Source organism: Mycobacterium sp. 1465703.0 (assembly GCF_001672975.1).
GTDB lineage: Bacteria > Actinomycetota > Actinomycetes > Mycobacteriales > Mycobacteriaceae > Mycobacterium.
On record NZ_LZKU01000171.1, the window covers coordinates 37,769 to 55,088 of the forward strand.

The 17,320-nt window shown below is 67.0% G+C and carries 18 protein-coding genes; 9 read left to right on the plus strand and 9 right to left on the minus strand.

Translation table 11 applies throughout. The features are described 5' to 3' along the window. The 4 genes from A5625_RS15380 to A5625_RS15395 all read right to left on the minus strand — a co-directional run bounded on the left by A5625_RS15380 (position 1) and on the right by A5625_RS15395 (position 4,021). A complete protein-coding gene (locus tag A5625_RS15380) occupies positions 1–1,644 on the minus strand; it encodes an ABC transporter permease (RefSeq protein ID WP_156748258.1) in 1,644 nt (547 codons plus the stop codon). Beyond that, entirely contained in the window at positions 1,641–2,603 is a 963-nt protein-coding gene (locus A5625_RS15385) for an ABC transporter ATP-binding protein (RefSeq protein WP_066995270.1), read from the minus strand. Before A5625_RS15385 ends, A5625_RS15380 begins: the two co-directional genes overlap by 4 nt. After that, positions 2,593–3,231 (minus strand): TetR/AcrR family transcriptional regulator, encoded by a 639-nt coding sequence (locus tag A5625_RS15390; protein ID WP_066995273.1) that lies wholly within the window; start codon positions 3,229–3,231, stop codon positions 2,593–2,595. The genes A5625_RS15385 and A5625_RS15390 overlap by 11 nt, the downstream gene beginning before the upstream one ends. Positions 3,232–3,352: 121 nt before the next feature. After that, a complete protein-coding gene (locus tag A5625_RS15395) occupies positions 3,353–4,021 on the minus strand; it encodes an O-methyltransferase (RefSeq protein WP_066995319.1) in 669 nt (222 codons plus the stop codon). Between the two features lie 201 nt (positions 4,022–4,222). Here A5625_RS15395 and sigE point away from each other — a divergent pair, with 201 nt between their 5' ends. The 4 genes from sigE (at position 4,223) to tatB (ending at position 7,555) form a co-directional block, all read left to right on the plus strand. Next, positions 4,223–4,978 (plus strand): RNA polymerase sigma factor SigE, encoded by a 756-nt coding sequence (gene sigE / locus A5625_RS15400; RefSeq protein WP_066995276.1) that lies wholly within the window; start codon positions 4,223–4,225, stop codon positions 4,976–4,978. Positions 4,979–5,108: 130 nt separating this feature from the next. Beyond that, positions 5,109–5,504, plus strand: a complete 396-nt coding sequence (rseA, locus tag A5625_RS15405) for an anti-sigma E factor RseA (RefSeq protein WP_197516116.1) — start codon at positions 5,109–5,111, stop codon at positions 5,502–5,504. Between the two features lie 120 nt (positions 5,505–5,624). Then, complete coding sequence (locus A5625_RS15410) at positions 5,625–7,139, plus strand: S1C family serine protease (RefSeq protein ID WP_066995279.1); 1,515 nt, start codon at positions 5,625–5,627, stop codon at positions 7,137–7,139. Then, on the plus strand, positions 7,139–7,555 hold the full coding sequence (gene tatB, locus A5625_RS15415; protein ID WP_066995282.1) for a Sec-independent protein translocase protein TatB: 417 nt from the start codon (positions 7,139–7,141) through the stop codon (positions 7,553–7,555). Before A5625_RS15410 ends, tatB begins: the two co-directional genes overlap by 1 nt. Positions 7,556–7,571: 16 nt before the next feature. Here tatB and A5625_RS15420 read toward each other — a convergent pair whose 3' ends face one another. From A5625_RS15420 to A5625_RS15440, 5 genes are all read right to left on the minus strand, one after another. Then, complete coding sequence (locus tag A5625_RS15420) at positions 7,572–8,729, minus strand: Mrp/NBP35 family ATP-binding protein (RefSeq protein ID WP_156748260.1); 1,158 nt, start codon at positions 8,727–8,729, stop codon at positions 7,572–7,574. 102 nt (positions 8,730–8,831) lie between these two features. Further along, on the minus strand, positions 8,832–10,175 hold the full coding sequence (locus A5625_RS15425; protein ID WP_066995288.1) for a lytic murein transglycosylase: 1,344 nt from the start codon (positions 10,173–10,175) through the stop codon (positions 8,832–8,834). Between the two features lie 106 nt (positions 10,176–10,281). Then, positions 10,282–10,824 carry a DUF1003 domain-containing protein gene (locus tag A5625_RS15430; protein WP_066995291.1) on the minus strand — a complete coding sequence of 181 codons (543 nt, stop codon included), beginning with the start codon at positions 10,822–10,824 and terminating at the stop codon, positions 10,282–10,284. Further along, a complete protein-coding gene (locus tag A5625_RS15435) occupies positions 10,821–12,128 on the minus strand; it encodes a magnesium transporter MgtE N-terminal domain-containing protein (protein WP_066995294.1) in 1,308 nt (435 codons plus the stop codon). Before A5625_RS15435 ends, A5625_RS15430 begins: the two co-directional genes overlap by 4 nt. Before the next feature lie 71 nt (positions 12,129–12,199). After that, a complete protein-coding gene (locus tag A5625_RS15440; protein WP_369830013.1) occupies positions 12,200–12,868 on the minus strand; it encodes a DUF4190 domain-containing protein in 669 nt (222 codons plus the stop codon). A gap of 228 nt (positions 12,869–13,096) precedes the next feature. On the opposite strand from A5625_RS15440, the gene A5625_RS15445 reads away from it, so the two are divergent. The 5 genes from A5625_RS15445 to A5625_RS15465 form a co-directional block, all read left to right on the plus strand. Further along, positions 13,097–13,621 (plus strand): general stress protein, encoded by a 525-nt coding sequence (locus A5625_RS15445; RefSeq protein WP_066995300.1) that lies wholly within the window; start codon positions 13,097–13,099, stop codon positions 13,619–13,621. A 24-nt stretch (positions 13,622–13,645) separates the two neighbouring features. Continuing rightward, entirely contained in the window at positions 13,646–15,058 is a 1,413-nt protein-coding gene (locus A5625_RS15450; RefSeq protein ID WP_066995303.1) for an extracellular solute-binding protein, read from the plus strand. Continuing rightward, positions 15,055–15,987: a carbohydrate ABC transporter permease gene (locus A5625_RS15455; RefSeq protein ID WP_369830014.1), complete on the plus strand. Its 933-nt coding sequence runs from the start codon at positions 15,055–15,057 to the stop codon at positions 15,985–15,987. The genes A5625_RS15450 and A5625_RS15455 overlap by 4 nt, the downstream gene beginning before the upstream one ends. Then, positions 15,977–16,828, plus strand: a complete 852-nt coding sequence (locus A5625_RS15460; RefSeq protein WP_066995306.1) for a carbohydrate ABC transporter permease — start codon at positions 15,977–15,979, stop codon at positions 16,826–16,828. The genes A5625_RS15455 and A5625_RS15460 overlap by 11 nt, the downstream gene beginning before the upstream one ends. Positions 16,829–16,832: 4 nt before the next feature. Continuing rightward, positions 16,833–17,320 (plus strand): ABC transporter ATP-binding protein (locus A5625_RS15465; protein ID WP_156748262.1); only part of this gene is annotated, 488 nt, incomplete at its 3' end.

Sequence of the window (17,320 nt, forward strand, 5' to 3'; positions counted from 1 at the left end):
CTAGCAATGTAGATCGCGGCGCCGAAAAGCCATGACACCCAGAATCGTCAACACTACGTCGATGGCCAGTAGCCACAACAGCGGCACGACGGTGAAATCTGCGCCAATCCGCGGGATGTGGGCGAAGGGTTCCAGGTCGAGCAGCCACTGCGAGAACCCGGCCAGCGATCCGATCAGATACAGGGCGACGAAGCCGATCAGCACACCCCAGGCCACCGGCGTCAGCCGCGGCGCAACGCCGAACAATAACACCGTCACCGCCGACAACAGCCACACGGCGGGCAGTTGGACGGCCGCGCTCCCGACGACCATGGACAGCTTGGCGCCGACATCGCCGGCCGAGACGCCGTAGACGATGCCGGCGGTCACTCCGCTGGCCAGCATCGCCACCGCGGATCCGGCCAGCGCGGTCACTAAATGGCTTGCCAGCCAACGGGTTCGGGACACCGCACCGGCCAGTACCGTTTCGGCTCGCTGGCTAGACTCTTCCTGATGCAACCGCAACGTGAGTGAGATGGCGAACGCGGCGGCCACCATGCCCATCATGGCGAACGCAACGGCGATGAAAGCCTGCTCGAGGGCGCTGGTGCCGCCCATCCGTGCGACGATGTCGCGCGCCACGCCGCTGTCGCCCAGTTCGTCGCCGATACCGTGCACCACGCTGCCGATCAGCAGGCCATACAAGAACAATCCCACGGTCCACAGCAGCAGCGCCGCGCGGTCCAGCCGCCAGGTCAGCCCGAGGGCGTTACCCAGCGCCGGCGCGGCGACGGCGGGGCCGGGACGTTCCGCGATGAGCCCGGCGCCGACATCGCGGCCGGCGAGCAATCGATACGCCAGCACGGTCAGCACACCCGTCGTCACCAGGTGCAGCAGCAGCACCCACCAGCGATCGCCCGCATACGGTTTCACCTGCAGCGACCAGCCCAGCGGTGACAGCCACGACAGCGTGCCGTCACCGGCGTCGCCGACGGCGCGCAGGGTGAACGCGGCGCCCAGTACGGCGAATGCGGCACCGCGGGCGAACCGGGCGCTCGGCGAAAGCTGCGCGGTCACCGCGGCAACGGCGGTGAACACCAGGCCAGAGCAGGCCAGCGCCGTCCCGAATGCCAACGATCCGGCGGCCGGGACGTGAGTGCTCAACAGTCCGGCGGCGCCGATGGCGCCGGTGGCAATCGATGCCCCGAACGACAGCAACAGCGCCGCGCTCAGGCTGGCATAGCGGCCGATGGCGGTCGAGTCCACCAACTCGGTCCGGCCGTTCTCCTCGTCGGCGCGGGTGTGCCGGATCACGGTGAGAATGACGGCTACCGCGATCAGCACGTGAAACATCCCCGCCTTCCAAATGCCCACGGCACCAAGGCTGTTGCTGTAGACCTGACCGTACAGGGCGCGTTGGGCCGGACTGGCCATGATGGAGGCCGCGAACCCGGTGCGGGCCGCTTCGGTGGGGTAGACCTTCTCGATGCTGCCGACGTACACCGTGGCCAACGGCACCGAGAGCAGCAACACCCATAGCGGCATTGAGACCCGGTCGCGGCGCAGGTAGAGCCGCAGCATCGCCAGCGTTCCGGAAAAACTCGAACTGCCATGCGGTGCAGGCGATGCCGACGCGAAAGGCCGGTCCAGCGTTGTGGTGCTCATGACAGCGCCCTGGCTTCATCGCGGCCGTGCCGACCGTCGCCGCCTGAGGTGCCTCCGGACGTGTCATAGTGGCGCAGGAAAAGCTCTTCGAGCGTGGGCGGCTGGCTGACCAGACTGCGCACTCCGGCATCGCCGAGCACGCGGATGAGCTCACCCAGGCTTTCGCTGTCGACCTGAGCGCGCAGCGTGTTGCCTTCGACACTGACGTCCTCAACACCCTTGATACGCCGGAGATCGCCTGGATCGCCGGTCATTTCGGCCTTGATCGAGGTGCGGCTCAGGTGCCGCATCGAGTTCAGTGAACCGCTTTCGATCGTCTTGCCGGCCCGGATGATCGTCACCCGTTCGCACAGCGCTTCCGTTTCGGCCAGGATGTGGCTGGACAACAACACCGTCGTGCCCCGGTCGCGGGCCTGCGCCACGCACTGCTGAAACACGTTCTCCATCAACGGGTCCAGACCGCTGCTCGGCTCGTCCAGCAGCAGCAGCCTGGCGTGCGAGGAGAACGCCGAAATCAGCGAGACCTTTTGCCGGTTGCCCTTGGAATACGTGCGCGCCTTCTTGTGCGGGTCCAGATCGAAGCGCTCGATCAGTTCGGCGCGGCGCTTCTTGTCGATGCCGCCCCGCATGCGGGCCAGCAGGTCGATGGTCTCGCCGCCGGTCAGCGACGGCCACAGCGTCACATCGCCGGGAACGTAGGCGATGTGACGATGCAGGGCGACGGACTGGGTCCACGGGTCGCCGCCGAGCAGTCGCACACTGCCGCCGTCGGCCTTCACCAGGCCCAGCAGGATGCGGATCGTCGTCGACTTCCCGGCGCCGTTGGGTCCGAGGAAACCATGCACTTCCCCTTCCCGCACGGTGAGGTCCAGGCCGTCCAGCGCCCGCACCGCACCAAAATTCTTGGTGAGACCGCGGATCTCGATGGGCGCAACACCGGTCGAGTTTTCAGTTGGCATCAGATTCTCCTTGATCTTCAGCGGCCAGGAATGCGTCGTACATGGTCCGGTCGGTCAGCAGTCCCTCGGTGTAGACCTCGAGCGCGGGCAATATCATGTCGCGCGAGTAGTCGCGCAGCACCGCACGCAAATCTGTTGGTGTTTCATGCATTTGGATGTAGAGAAGGAAGCCGCCGCCGCCGGTGATCGCCAGATATCTGGCCCTGGCCTCGGGGTCACGACTGGGCTTGATCGTCCCGGCGCGCACACCCTCGTCCATGTATTCCTTGGCGTTGTCAATCATCCTGCGCCACAGCATGTTCGCCAGATCCCCACCGGCCTGCATGCTGCGCACCAGATACGCCATCAACGGCGCGTACTCTTCGATCTCGGCCAACTGGGCGAACCAGGTGGCCGGCTCGTTGGATTGCAGCGCTTCGGACTTGGTGCCGCGGATCGTTTCGGCGATGTAGTCCTCGCAGGCTTTGCGCAGGCCCTTCTTGGAGCCGAAGTGGTGGATGACCAGCGCCGCGCTCACGCCGGCCGCTTCGGCGATGGCGCGCAGCCCGACACCGAACCCGTGCTGGCCGAATTGCTCGATGGCCGCATCTCGGATGCGGGCGGCGGCCGTCAGGTCGGCTGAACGCATGTTCAGTACGCTAAACGCACGTTCAGCCTGCAGTCAAGGAAGGCGCGCGTCAAGAATTCGTAAAGGTGTGGGCGGAGGCGAAGAAGTCGCGTGAAAAGGTCGCGGTGAAAAAGGCGGCGAATCAGTCGCGGACGGCGGCCAGAATGCCGTCGCCGAGCGGCACCAGCGCCGGGGTGAGCCGCTCGTCCTCGGCGATCAGGCGGGCCGCCTCCCGCACCGCGACCACCTCGGCGTCGCGGGCCGCCGGGTCGCCGGCCCGCCCGCCCAGCGCGGCCCGGTGCACCACGATGATGCCGCCGGGTCGCAGCAGCCGCACGCCCTCGACGACGTAATCCGGCTGATCGATCGGGTCGGCATCGATGAACACCAGGTCATAGGACTCGTCGGCAAGCCGGGTGAGCACCTCCTGGGCGCGGCCACCTATCAGTCGGGTGCGCGACGGACCGATGCCGGCTTCGGCGAACGCCTGCTTGGCCAGCCGCAGGTACTCCGGCTCGATGTCGATCGTCGTCAAGACACCGTCGTCGCTCATCCCGGACAGCAACCACAACCCGCTGACGCCTGCGCCGGTGCCGACCTCGGCGATGGCCTTGCCGCCACTCAGCTTGGTCAGCAGGCTCAGCAACGCCCCCACAGTCGGCGTCACCGCGCCCGCACCGATGTCCATGGCCCGCTCGCGGGCGGCGGCCAGCAACGCGTCTTCCGATATCGAGCTCTCCGCGTGCGCGAAGAGCGCTTCGGCCCGGCTGGGCGCCGTCTGGCCGGGAGCTTCTGCGTCGGTGCCGTCCATGCCCGCAGCGTATTCCAATTCGCCGCGCGGTCCGACAGGCGCGCCTGAATCCGATCGCGGCGACACGCCCAACCGGGCGTATGCGTTTAAGGTCACCCCGCGGTGGATATCTCCTGCACAGCGCAGGTAACGATACGGTTTCTCAGGTTCAGCTCAGACTGTTCATATACCGCACATACTCCGGTAGGCGACGGTAGCCCTATGGATCACGGAGGGCGTGGGACCGGGAATACCGATTGGGAACCGCCTGTTGTCGCCAGTGACGAAGTGCCGCTGTTCGGCGCACCTGATTCGGAGGATTCGATCATCACCACGCTTCTCAGCCCGTCCAGCATGTCTCATGCGCAGGAACTCCCCGCCGATGTGTGGGTGGAGCCGTCCGACGCGCTGCAAGGCACCGCGGTCTTCGACGCGACCGGAGACAAGGCGGCCATGCCGTCCTGGGACGAGTTGGTGCGCCAGCATGCCGACCGGGTCTACCGGCTGGCATACCGGCTTTCCGGCAATCAGCACGACGCCGAGGATCTCACTCAGGAGACCTTCATTCGGGTCTTCCGGTCGGTGCAGAACTATCAGCCGGGAACGTTCGAAGGCTGGCTGCACCGCATCACCACGAACCTCTTCCTGGACATGGTTCGCCGGCGCTCGCGCATCCGGATGGAAGCGCTGCCCGAGGACTACGAGCGGGTGCCCGCCGACGAGCCCAACCCTGAGCAGATTTTTCACGACTCGCGGTTAGGGCCTGACCTGCAAGCCGCACTGGACTCGCTGCCGCCGGAGTTCCGTGCCGCGGTCGTGCTGTGCGACATCGAAGGTCTGTCCTACGAGGAGATCGGCGCCACCCTGGGCGTCAAACTCGGCACTGTACGCAGCCGCATCCACCGCGGACGTCAGGCGTTGCGGGACTATCTGGCCGCGCACCCCGACCACGACGCTTTGCGCGCTCAGTCGGCCTAACCACCGACCGCCCGTCTAACGTTCGGGCAGCTATTCAGCGGCTTTGTGGCCTTGCCCTCGGTATTGCGTCCTCGCTCGCGCTACATTCGAATAAGGCGGGATTAAGAAATTGAGTGGCGAGGAGCTGGTGATGGCCGATCGAGGACATGTGTTCCGCCGCGCGTTCTCCTGGCTCCCCGCTCAGTTCGCCTCCCAAAGCGACGCACCCGTCGGCGCCCCGCGCCAATTCGGCTCCACCGAGCACCTGTCCGTCGAAGCGATCGCGGCGTTCGTCGACGGCGAGCTGCGGATGAACGCCCACCTGCGGGCCGCGCATCATCTCTCGCTGTGCGCTCAGTGTGCGGCCGAGGTCGACGGCCAGAGCCGGGCACGGGCGGCGCTGCGTGATTCGCGACCCATCCGGATCCCCAGCACGCTGCTAGGCATGCTGGCTGACATTCCCTACGATTCGCCCGACGGCTCCTCCGCACAGCCATCCGACCGGTTCGCGGACCCTGACGGCCCTGACCGGCGCAAGCGCCGGTAGTTCGTGGCGACCAACGGCGCGCCGTGGATACTAGGGTGGACACGGACAGCGCCGGTGCCGCGTATTTCGCCCGGTAAAGGCCCGTCTCGAGCGCTCAAGTAGAGGATCCAAAGGGACAACGTGACCTCCGACCAAGGCTACGACCAAGCAAAAGACAGCGGCAGCCGGTTAGCGCCGCGCCCCATCTCACGGCCGCCGGTCGACCCCGCATCGCGTCGGGAGTTCAGTCGTCCCGACGGGCTGCGCGGGTCGTTCGTGGCCGAACGGGTCCGTCCGCAGAAGTACCGCGACCAGGCCGAATTCCGGCCCACCGATCGACCGGCCGACCCCGTCCTGGCCGAGGCATTCCACCGGCCGGACGGCAGCCCCGACTCGCTGCAGCGCCACCCGGTGGACGCCGGCGCGCTGGCTGCCGAGAAAGACGGTGTGGCGCCCGACGAGCTCGACGATCCCTGGCGAGACCCCGGGGCCGCGGCGGCGCTGGGCACACCGGCGGTGGCCCCGTCACGCCCCGGGACCGCGCTGGGCTACGGCGGCAAACTCGGTGTGCGCGACGTGTTGTTCGGCGGCAAGGTGTCCTACCTCGCCTTGCTGGTCTTGCTGCTGATCGCGTTGGTCATCGGCGTGCTGGGCGGTGTGATCGGCCGCAAGACGGCCGAAGTCGCCGAGGCGTTCACCACCTCGAAGGTGACGCTGTCGACCAACGGCAACGGTGAATCCCCGGCCGGCCGCTTCGCCAAGGTGGCGGCCGCGACGGCGGGCGCCGTGGTGACCATCGAATCCAAGAGCGACCAAGAAGGCATGCAGGGTTCCGGCGTCGTCATCGACGGCCGCGGCTACATCGTCACCAACAACCACGTCATCTCCGAGGCGGCGAACAATCCCAGTCAGTTCAAGACCACGGTGGTGTTCAACGACGGCAAAGACGTTCCGGCGAACCTGGTGGGCCGCGACCCCAAGACCGACCTGGCCGTGCTGAAGGTCGACAACGTCGACAACTTGTCGGTGGCGCGCCTGGGTGATTCGGACAAGGTGCGGGTGGGTGACGAGGTCCTTGCCGCGGGTGCGCCGCTAGGACTGCGCAGCACCGTGACGCACGGCATCATCAGCGCGCTGCACCGACCGGTGCCGCTGTCGGGGGAGGGCTCGGACACCGACACGGTGATCGACGCGCTACAGACTGACGCGTCGATCAACCACGGAAACTCCGGTGGTCCGCTGATCGACATGGATTCCCAGGTGATCGGCATCGACACCGCGGGTAAGTCGTTGTCCGACAGCGCAAGTGGGCTGGGCTTCGCGATCCCGATCAACGAGGCCAAGCAGGTGGCCGAGACGCTGATCAAGGACGGCAAGATCGTGCACCCGACGCTGGGGGTCAGCACCCGGTCGGTGAGCAACGCGATCGCGTCCGGCGCGCAGGTGGCCAACGTGAAGGCGGGAAGCCCCGCGCAAAAGGGCGGAGTGCTGGAGAACGACGTCGTCGTCAAGGTGGGTAACCGCAACGTGGCCGACGCCGACGAGTTCGTCGTCGCCGTGCGGCAGCTGACCATCGGCCAGGATTCCCCGATCGAGGTGGTCCGCGACGGCCGGCACGTCACGCTGACCGTCAAACCAGACCCTGACGGCAGCTGATGTTCGGCAGCCTGAGCTGGGAGCACATGCTCGTCCTCGTGGTGGTCGGGCTGGTGGTCCTGGGGCCGGAGCGGCTGCCGGGCGCCATCCGCTGGACGTCGAACGCCTTGCGTCAGGCGCGTGACTACCTCAGCGGCGTGAGCAGTCAGCTGCGTGAGGACCTCGGGCCCGAGTTCGACGAGCTGCGCGTCCCGCTCAGCGAGCTGCAAAAGCTGCGAGGCATGACACCACGTGCGGCACTGACCAAGCACTTGCTGGACGGTGACGACTCGTTCCTGACCGGCAGCTTCGACAAACCGGTGAGCTCAGCTTCGCCGGAGACTCCGCACCCGGCCCCGCCTGCGGCCAACGGGCAGACGCCGGTGGTCGAACACCCGGCTGGCGGCCGCACGCCGTTCGACACCGACGCGACCTGACCGCTCGGCCGCGTTCTCAGCGCCGGGTCGGATCGAGCCCGAGCGATACGCCGGCCAGTCCGCGCTTGCGCGACGACAAGCTGTCTGCGACCCCGCGCAATGCCTTGCCAACCGGCGAATCGGGGGCGCTCAGCACCAGCGGCGTGCCGGAATCGCCGGCGGCCACCAGTTCGGGATCCAGCGGGATCTGACCCAGCAGTGGCACATCGGCGCCGACCGCCCGGGACAACCGCTCGGCCACCTGCCGGCCACCGCCCTCACCGAACACGTTCAGCGTGGAGCCGTCGGGCAGGGTGAGCCCGGACATGTTCTCCACGACGCCGACCACTCGCTGGCGGGTTTGCAGCGCGATGCTGCCGGCCCGCTCGGCGACTTCGGCCGCGGCCAGCTGTGGTGTCGTCACCACCAGGATCTCCGCGTTCGGGATCAGCTGCGCCACCGAGATGGCGATGTCGCCCGTCCCCGGCGGCAGGTCGAGCAGCAGCACGTCCAGATCGCCCCAATACACGTCGGCCAGGAATTGTTGCAGCGCGCGGTGCAGCATCGGCCCGCGCCAGACCACCGGCGTGTTGCCCTCGGTGAACTGAGCGATCGAGATGACCCGCACCTCGTGCGCGATGGGCGGCAGGATCATCGACTCGACCTGGGTGGGCCGGTCGGTGGTGCCCATCATCCGGGGGATGGAATGGCCGTGGATATCGGCGTCCAGCACACCGACCGACAGGCCGCGGGTCGCCATCGCCGCCGCCAGGTTGACCGTGACGGTGGACTTGCCGACACCACCCTTGCCGGAGGCCACGGCGTACACGCGCGTCAGCGAATTCGGTTGTGCGAACGGGATAACGGGCTCGCGGGCATCGCCGCGCAACTGCTTGCGCAACTCGGTGCGCTGCTCGTCGTTCATCACGTCCAAGGTGACCTTCACCGTGCCGGTGCCCGGGACGTCCGAGACCGCCTGGCTGACGCGGTCGCTGATCTCGGTTTTCTTCGGGCAACTGGCGGTGGTCAGGTAGATCGCGACATGCACCGCGCCACCGGGCTCGGTGTCAATGCTCTTGACCATGCCAAGCTCGGTGATCGGACGCCGCAGTTCGGGGTCGATCACCTTGCTCAGGGCGCTGCGGATAGCCGCGCTCAGGTCGGCGTCTGAATCAGAAGAGTCGTGGCGGGACATCACCGCCGAGTGTAGGCGTGCGGGAGTGGGCCCGTTGGCGGCGACCCATCCCCGCAAGCGGGAGGTGCTCGCGATACCCGCTTGCAGTCGCCGTGGCGCAGGTCAGCTGGTCGGACCGGGTCCGGGCTGCTTCGGTTGGAGCGCGCCGGGGGCCGCGCCCGACGGGCCGGCAGGCTTGGGTGCCGGCGCGGCTTGCGAGGGCCCCGCGGCGTTCGGAGCCGGCGGGGTTCCGGCATCCGGCGGCGGCGCGCCGAACGGCGGTGCGGGCGCCAGCGGTGGCGGTGCGGGCGCGAACGGTGGCGGCGGGGGCGCGGACGGTGGCGGCGCCCCGGCAGGCGGCGAAGCCTGCGAATTGATGCAGATCACCGTGCAGCCTGGGGCTTGAGCCGGCGCCTGCTGGGGTGTGGGTGTCATCCACGGGAACATCGGCGGCTGACTGACTTGCCCGGGGCTGCTCAAGTCGATCAGTGGGATGCGCGCCAGCGGGTCGTCCAGCGGCAGGCCGTTGACGTTCATCGGCAGGTTGGGCCCGAGCCCTTCGGGATGCTCGAGATGCGCGTCGCCCAGCGGCGGCGGCGGGCCGGTCATCGGCGGCAGGTCGACCGGAACAACACCGGTGGCGTAGGCCGCCGCCCAGCCCAGCACGTTCTGCGCGTAGGGCATCGAGTTGTTGTAGCGCAGAATCGCGGTCAAGACCTGCGACTGATCACGCAGATTGAGTCCGCCGCTGCACAGATACCGGGCGGCCGCCAGGGTGGCGTCGAAGATGTTCTGCGGATCCGCGACGCCGTCGCCCTTGCCGTCGGAGGCGTAGCGCGCCCAGGTCCCCGGCAGGAACTGCATCGGACCCATCGCGCGGGCGTAGGTCACCCGGCTGCCGGCGCTGCTCTGGATGATGGTTTCGTTGCCGGGCAGCGTGCCGTCCAGCGACGGGCCGTAGATCGGGCTGATCGCGGTGCCGCGTGCGTCCACCGCGCCGCCGCCCGCGTGGCCCGATTCGATGCGCCCGATTCCGGCCAGCAGGTTCCAGCTGACGCCGCAGCCCGGGGCCGCGACGGCCATCTTTTGTTCGGCACTGCGGTAGGCGGCCAGGGCGATGCTCGGAATGCCCAGTGCTCCGCGCGCATTGACGATCATCGCCGGCGGAGGGGCGGACAGTGCGGGCTCGGCGACGTGAAAGACGGTCGGGCCGCGGTCGATCGCGACGACGGCGGGCCCGGTGAGGTCGGGGAAGGTCGGGGAGACCGCGGCCACCGGAGTGACCCGGGCATGGATCGGCGGCGGCATTCGCACCGGAAATGACGGAGGTTCGGCGCTGACCGCGCCCGCGAAGACCAATGGAGCGATTATTGCCATGCCGAATATCGGCTTGCGCGTGTTCCGAAGTGCTCGCTGCCGCACAGTCGCGGCGGCGGGGCTCTCACCCCGGCTTCCCCCTATGCGCACTCGACCGTCCTAGATTGTGAGCTGGGTCAACTTTCTGTTAGCTCGGTGAACCAGATCACCATACATAACTCTTGTGACACGAGTGGCGCAATGGTCTAAACGGTTCTCACCTGGTTTTCTTAGCTGTTCTCTCCAGCCCATCGCCACCCTGAACCGGCTCGGCATCCGCCGTTTCCGGCTGCAAATTGGCCAGCAGTTCACGCAGGTCATCGAGCTCGTGACGCAGGTATTCACGAGTCACCACCTCGCCGACGGCCAGCCGCACGGAGGCCAGTTCGCGGGCCAGGTATTCGGTGTCGGCCTTGGTCTGCGCGGCACGACGGCGATCGTCCTCGAGCGCCACCCGGTCCCGGTTCTCCTGACGGTTCTGGGCCAGCAGGATCAGTGGCGCCGCGTACGCGGCCTGCGTGGAGAAGGCCAGGTTCAGCAGGATGAAAGGGTAGGGATCCCACCGCATTTTCACGGCGAACAAGTTCAGCGCGATCCACACGATAACCACGATCGTCTGCAGCAGCAGATACCGGCCGGTGCCGAAGAATCGCGCGATCGACTCGGTGAACTGCCCGACGGTCTCGGGATCCACCCGCGGCGAATACCTGCGCGAGGTCCGCGGGGTGTACAGCCCGCGCGGGGCCGGGGATTTGCTCACGCGGATCCTCCCAGTCCTTCGAGCGGGCTCCCGGTGTCGAGTTCCTGCATGTCCACCCGCCAGTCGTGCGGCAGCAGGTGGTCAAGCAGGTCGTCGACGGTGACGGCGCCCAGCAGGTGTTTCTCGGCGTCGACCACCGGGCCGCACACCAGGTTGTACGCGGCCAGGTAGCGGGTCACCGCGATCAGCGGTGTGTCCGGTGTCAGGGTCAGCAGATCACTGTCGAGGATGCCGCCGACAAGTTCGCCCGGCGCCTCGCGCAGCAACCGCTGCAGGGGCACACAGCCCAGGTAGCGCCCGGTCGGGGTGGCCGTGGGTGGACGCACTACGAACACCATGGACGCCAGCGCGGCGGTGAGATCGGGATCGCGGACGCGGGCCAGGGCCTCGGCGACCGCCGTGTCCGGGGTCAGCACCACCGGATCCGACGTCATCAAGCCGCCCGCCGTGTCGGGCGAGTGGGTGAGCAGCCGGCGTACCGAGGCGGAATCCCCGGGGTCCATGCGCTTCAGCAGCATTTCGGCGTCGGTCGGATTCAGCACCCCGAGCAGGTCGGCCGCGTCGTCGGGATCCATTTCCTCGAGTACGTCGGCGGATCGCTCGGTGCCCAGCTGGGACAGCACGTCGGCCTGATCCAACTCGGGCAACTCCTGCAAGATGTCCGCCAGCCGATCGTCGTTGAGCGCCTTGAGCACCTCGTAGCGGCGCTTGGCCGGCAGGCCGCGGATGGCGTCGGCCACGTCGACCGGTTTGCGGCCCTCGAACTGATCCAGCAGTTGTGCCACACCTTGGCCCGGCAGCGCCAGGGCCGACGGGGTCAAGCCCTGCACGTTGTGCCAGTCGACAACGTGCACGGGTCCCCTCCGTCCCAGCCGGCGTTGGCTGCGCACGGCGACCCGGCTGACCATCCAGTCCCGGGTCCGGATCTGCTCGATCCCCAGGTCGGTGACCACCACATCGAGCCCGGCCAGCTCCGGCAGTTCGGGGTCGTTGACCTTGACGACGGTGTCGAGCACCTGGCCGATCGCCAGCACCTCGCCGGGCCGCTGGACGAAATGGCGTAAGGACACATTGCCGGTGCTGAGCGTGACGGCGTTGGGCTCGATGGAGGCGACCCGCAAGATCGGGATGAAGATGCTGCGCCGGGTGGCCAGGTCGACGACCAACCCCAGCACGCGCGGTTGCTGGCGCACGATGCTGATGCTGATCACCACATCTCGGACTCGCCCGACGGATTCGCCGAGCGGGCCCAACACCAACATCCGCGACAGCCGCGCGACATACACCCTGTTGACCGATCCCATGGAAGTAAAGCCTAGGCAGCCGCCGATCCGATGGCAGACGAGCCGGGCGCGATCGCCACGGGCCTGAGGCGTTAACGCGTATGCAGCGCGAAGAGCAGAAACACCAAAGTCACGCCCAGAGTGGCGATTCCGATCACGATGCCGGCGACTGCGAGGCCGAACCCGTCCTGTCGGGTCCGCTTGATCTGATCCAGGGCAATAGCGCCCAGCACCATGGCCACGATCGACCCGACGCAGCACAGCAGGCCGGTGAAGGATGCGATGAGCGAGGCGATCGCCAGCGCGTTCGTCCCCGCCTTCTCCGGTCGCGCAAGTCCATAGTCGCTCTGGTAGTCCGGCGCGGGGTAATAGCCGCCCGGATATCCAGGGGGTCCGTAGCCGGCGGGTGGGCCGCCGTACTGCGGAGGCCCCGACGGATAGGCCGATGCGCCATAACCTGGTGGTTGCTCGTAGCCTGGTGGTTGCTCGTACCCCGGTGGTTGCCCGTACCCGGGTGGTTGCCCGTACCCGGGCGGGGGAGTAGCCGGCGGTGGGTAGTAAGGCCCATACCCGGACGGGTAGCCGGCGGGATATCCCGACGGCGGGTACACCGGCGGCGCAGACTCGGCCGGGGGTGGCGGTGCGGGCGGCTCCCACGGCGTGGACGCATCAGGCTGCTCGGCCGCTCCGCTGTCGGCACGGGCCGAGTCAGTCTCGTCGTCGTGGGCGCCTTCTTCGAAGCCGCGCCCGGGAACTGTCATGGTATTCAACCTAACCCATGCACAGGGGGGCAGCGCCGCCGCGAATCGCCGCCGGGCGGGCCAGGGCGCCACACCAGTTCGACGCGAGCCCGACTGAACCTCGCCGTGGTCGGAATCGGGCAGCTCCGCCTGGGAGGTCCCTTTTTCCGCAGGTGGCCGAAAGCCGCGGGATAGGGTGAAGAGGCCCTGAGATGAAACGCTGGCCGAGGCGGAGGACAATGAGTTGCAATGACTAATCCATTCCAGCCCGGGCAAGTTCCCGGCTCGACGCCCTCCAATGCGTCGGGGCGCCGCGGGGCGCCCGGACTCCCGACGCCGCCCAGGGGTTGGCCGGTCGGGTCCTATCCCACCTACGCCGAGGCGCAGCGTGCCGTCGACTACCTGTCCGATCAACAGTTCCCGGTGCAGCAGGTAACCATCGTCGGCGTCGACCTGATGCAGGTGGAACGGGTCACCGGCAGGCTGACCTGGCCCAAGGTGCTGGGCGGCGGCGTACTGAGCGGGGCATGGCTGGGGTTGTTCATCGGGCTGGTGCTCGGCTTCTTCAGCCCCAACCCGTGGGGAGCCCTGGCCACCGGTCTGGTCGCCGGTGTCTTCTTCGGGCTGATCACTTCCGCTGTTCCCTATTCAATGGCCCGTGGCACAAGGGATTTCAGCTCGACCATGCAATTGGTCGCCGGGCGCTACGACGTGCTCTGTGATCCGCAAAATGCAGAAAAGGCGCGAGACCTGTTGGCGCGCTTGGCGATCTGAGGCGCGCTCGAGAGGTGTGAATTAGTGGTGAATCGTCGCGGGCGCGTACGCCGGATAGGCGCAATCGTGCTGGCGACGTTGATCATCGCCTCGGCTGTGTCGGCCTGCGCTTCCGGGAGCCACGGGCTGGTCATCAGCTTCTACACGACGGCCGCCGACCGTGCGACGTTCAGCGCGGTGGCCCAGGACTGTACGACGCAATTCGGTGGCCGCTTCGCGATTCAACAGATCAGTCTGCCCAGAGCGCCCGGCGAGCAGCGGTTGCAGCTGGCCCGCCGGCTGACCGGCCGTGACCGCACGCTGGATGTGATGTCGCTGGACGTGGTGTGGACGGCCGAGTTCGCCGAGGCGGGCTGGGCGTTGCCGTTGGCCGCCGACCCCGAGGGGCGAGCCGAGGCCGACGCCACGGTGGATACCTTGCCGGGCCCGCTGTCGACTGCCCGCTGGCAGGGCAAGCTGTTCGGCGCGCCCATCACCACGAATACCCAATTACTTTGGTATAGGCCCGATTTGGTGACCCAGCCACCGCGAACCTGGGACGATATGGTGTCCGAGGCCACCAGATTGCACGCCGCGGGGCAGCCCAGCTGGATCGGCGTCCAGGCTAACGAGGGTGAAGGTCTGGTGGTCTGGTTCAACACGCTGCTGGTGAGCGGGGGCGGTCAGGTGCTCTCCGAGGATGGTCGCCGGGTGACGCTTACCGACACGCCGGCGCACCGGGCGGCCACCGTCAATGCGCTGCGCGTGCTGAAGTCGGTGGCCGTCGCGCCGGGCGCCGATCCGTCGATCAGCCGTACCGACGAGAGCACCGCGCGGTTGGCGGTCGAACAAGGCAGGGCGGCGCTCGCGGTCAACTGGCCGTACGCGCTGGCGTCCATGCTGGAGAACGCGGTGAAGGGCGGGGTGCCCTTCTTGCCGCTCAACCAGAATCCAAAGCTGGCCGGCAGCATCAACGACGCCGGGACATTCGTGCCCAGTGACGAGCAATTCCGTATCGCCTATCAAGCCAGCCAGAAAGTGTTCGGCTTCGCGCCGTATCCTGGTGTGGCGCCGGGCCGTCCGGCCAAGGTGACGATCGGTGGGGCGAACCTGGCGGTGGCAAGCACCACCCGGCACCGTGCCGAAGCGTTCGAAGCCATCCGCTGCCTGCGCAACATGGCGCACCAGAAGTACGTTTCGATCGCAGGCGGCCTGCCGCCGGTACGCACCTCGCTGTACTCCGATTCGCAATTCCAGACCAAATATCCGATGTACACCATCATTCGCCGCCAGCTCACCGACGCCGCGGTGCGCCCGGCAACCCCGGTGTACCAGGGTGTGGCCATCCGGCTCGCCGCGACGCTGAGCCCGATCAACCAGATCGACCCCGAGCGGACCGCCGACGAACTCACTGCCCAGGTGCAGAAGGCGATCGACGGGAAGGGATTGTTGCCGTGACGGCCACGGTCGAAACCCGCGCCCCGCGTTCATCTTTAGCTGCGCCGGGATTGCGCGGCCGGCCCTCCGAGCAGCGACTGGCATTTGTTCTGGTCGCTCCGGCGGCCATCCTGATGCTGGTGGTGACGGCATACCCGATCGGCTACGCGGTGTGGTTGAGCTTGCAGCGCAACAACCTTGCGGTTCCGGGCGACACCGCATTCGTCGGCCTCAACAACTACGTGACGATCCTGACCGACCGCTATTGGTGGACCGCGCTGGCGGTGACCCTGGGCATCACGGTGGTCTCGGTGTCCCTCGAATTCGTACTGGGCCTGACGTTGGCTCTGGTGATGCACCGCACCCTGGTCGGCAAAGGCCTGGTGCGGACCGCGGTGCTGATTCCGTACGGCATCGTCACCGCGGTCGCGTCGTACAGCTGGTATTACGCATGGACGCCGGGGACCGGCTATCTGGCCAACCTGCTACCGCAGGGCAGTGCGCCGCTGACCGAACAGATTCCGTCACTGGCGATAGTCGTCGTCGCCGAAGTCTGGAAAACCACACCGTTCATGTCGCTGCTGTTGCTGGCCGGTCTGGCCCTGGTCCCCGAGGACCTGCTGAAAGCCGCCCAAGTCGACGGGGCGGGTGCGTGGCGGCGGCTGACCAGAGTCATCCTGCCCATCATCAAGCCGGCGGTGGTGGTCGCGCTGTTGTTTCGGACCCTGGACGCCTTCCGCATCTTCGACAACATCTACGTGATCACCAACGGCGCCAACAACACCGGATCGGTGTCGATGCTGGGCTATGACAACCTGTTCAAGGGCTTTAACGTCGGGCTCGGCTCGGCGATCAGCGTGCTGATCTTCTTCTGTGTGGGCCTGATCGCCCTGCTCTTCATCAAAGTTTTCGGCGCGGCGGCCCCCGGGGGTGACGTTGATGGCCGCTGACGGGGCGGGCGTCTCGACGGGCATGCGGCGCAGCGCGATCTGGGCCGTCATCGACACCCTGGTGGTGCTGTACGCGCTTCTTCCGGTGTTGTGGATCTTCAGCTTGTCCCTCAAGCCGAGCTCAACCATCAAGGACGGCAAGCTGATTCCGTCGACGGTCTCCTTTGACAACTATCGCGGGATCTTCCGCGGTGACTTCTTCAGTTCTGCGCTGATCAACTCGGTCGGGATCGGGTTGACCACGACCGCGATCGCGGTCGTGCTCGGCGCCATGGCGGCGTACGCGATCGCCCGGCTGGACTTCCCCGGCAAGCGCTGGCTGGTCGGTGCCACCCTGTTGATCACCATGTTTCCCGCCATCTCACTGGTGACGCCGTTGTTCAACATCGAACGCTTCATCGGCTTGTTCGACACCTGGCCGGGGCTGATCCTGCCCTACATCACCTTCGCGCTGCCGCTCGCGATCTACACGCTGTCAGCCTTCTTTCGGGAGATCCCTTGGGATCTGGAGAAGGCGGCCAAAATGGACGGTGCCACACCGGCTCAGGCGTTCCGCAAGGTGATCGTGCCGCTGGCCGCCCCTGGCGTGGTGACGGCGGCGATCCTGGTGTTCATCTTCGCCTGGAACGACCTGCTGCTGGCGCTGACTTTGACGGCCACCAAAGCGGCCATCACCGCACCGGTGGCGATCGTGAACTTCAGCGGCAGTTCCCAGTTCGAGGAGCCGACCGGGTCGATCGCGGCCGGCGCGGTGGTAATCACGGTGCCCATCATCATTTTTGTTTTAATCTTCCAACGACGAATCGTCGCCGGGTTGACCTCTGGCGCCGTGAAGGGATAACGCGATGGCCGAGATTGTGCTGGACCATGTCAGCAAGAGTTACCCCGACGGCGCGACGGCGGTGCACGACCTGAACCTGACCATCGACGACGGCGAATTCCTGATCCTGGTCGGGCCTTCCGGCTGCGGCAAGACCACGACCCTGAATATGATTGCCGGACTTGAAGACATCTCATCCGGTGAGCTCCGTATCGGTGGCGAACGGGTGAACGAGAAGGCGCCCAAAGACCGCGACATCGCGATGGTGTTCCAGTCCTATGCGCTGTACCCGCACATGACGGTGCGGCAGAACATCGGGTTTCCGTTGACGCTGGCCAAGATGAAGAAGGCCGAGATAGCCCAGAAGGTCGAGGAGACGGCCAGAACGCTTGACCTGACCGAGCTTCTGGACCGCAAGCCATCGCAGTTGTCGGGAGGCCAGCGTCAACGGGTGGCGATGGGCCGCGCAATCGTGCGCCACCCCAAGGCATTTCTGATGGACGAGCCGCTGTC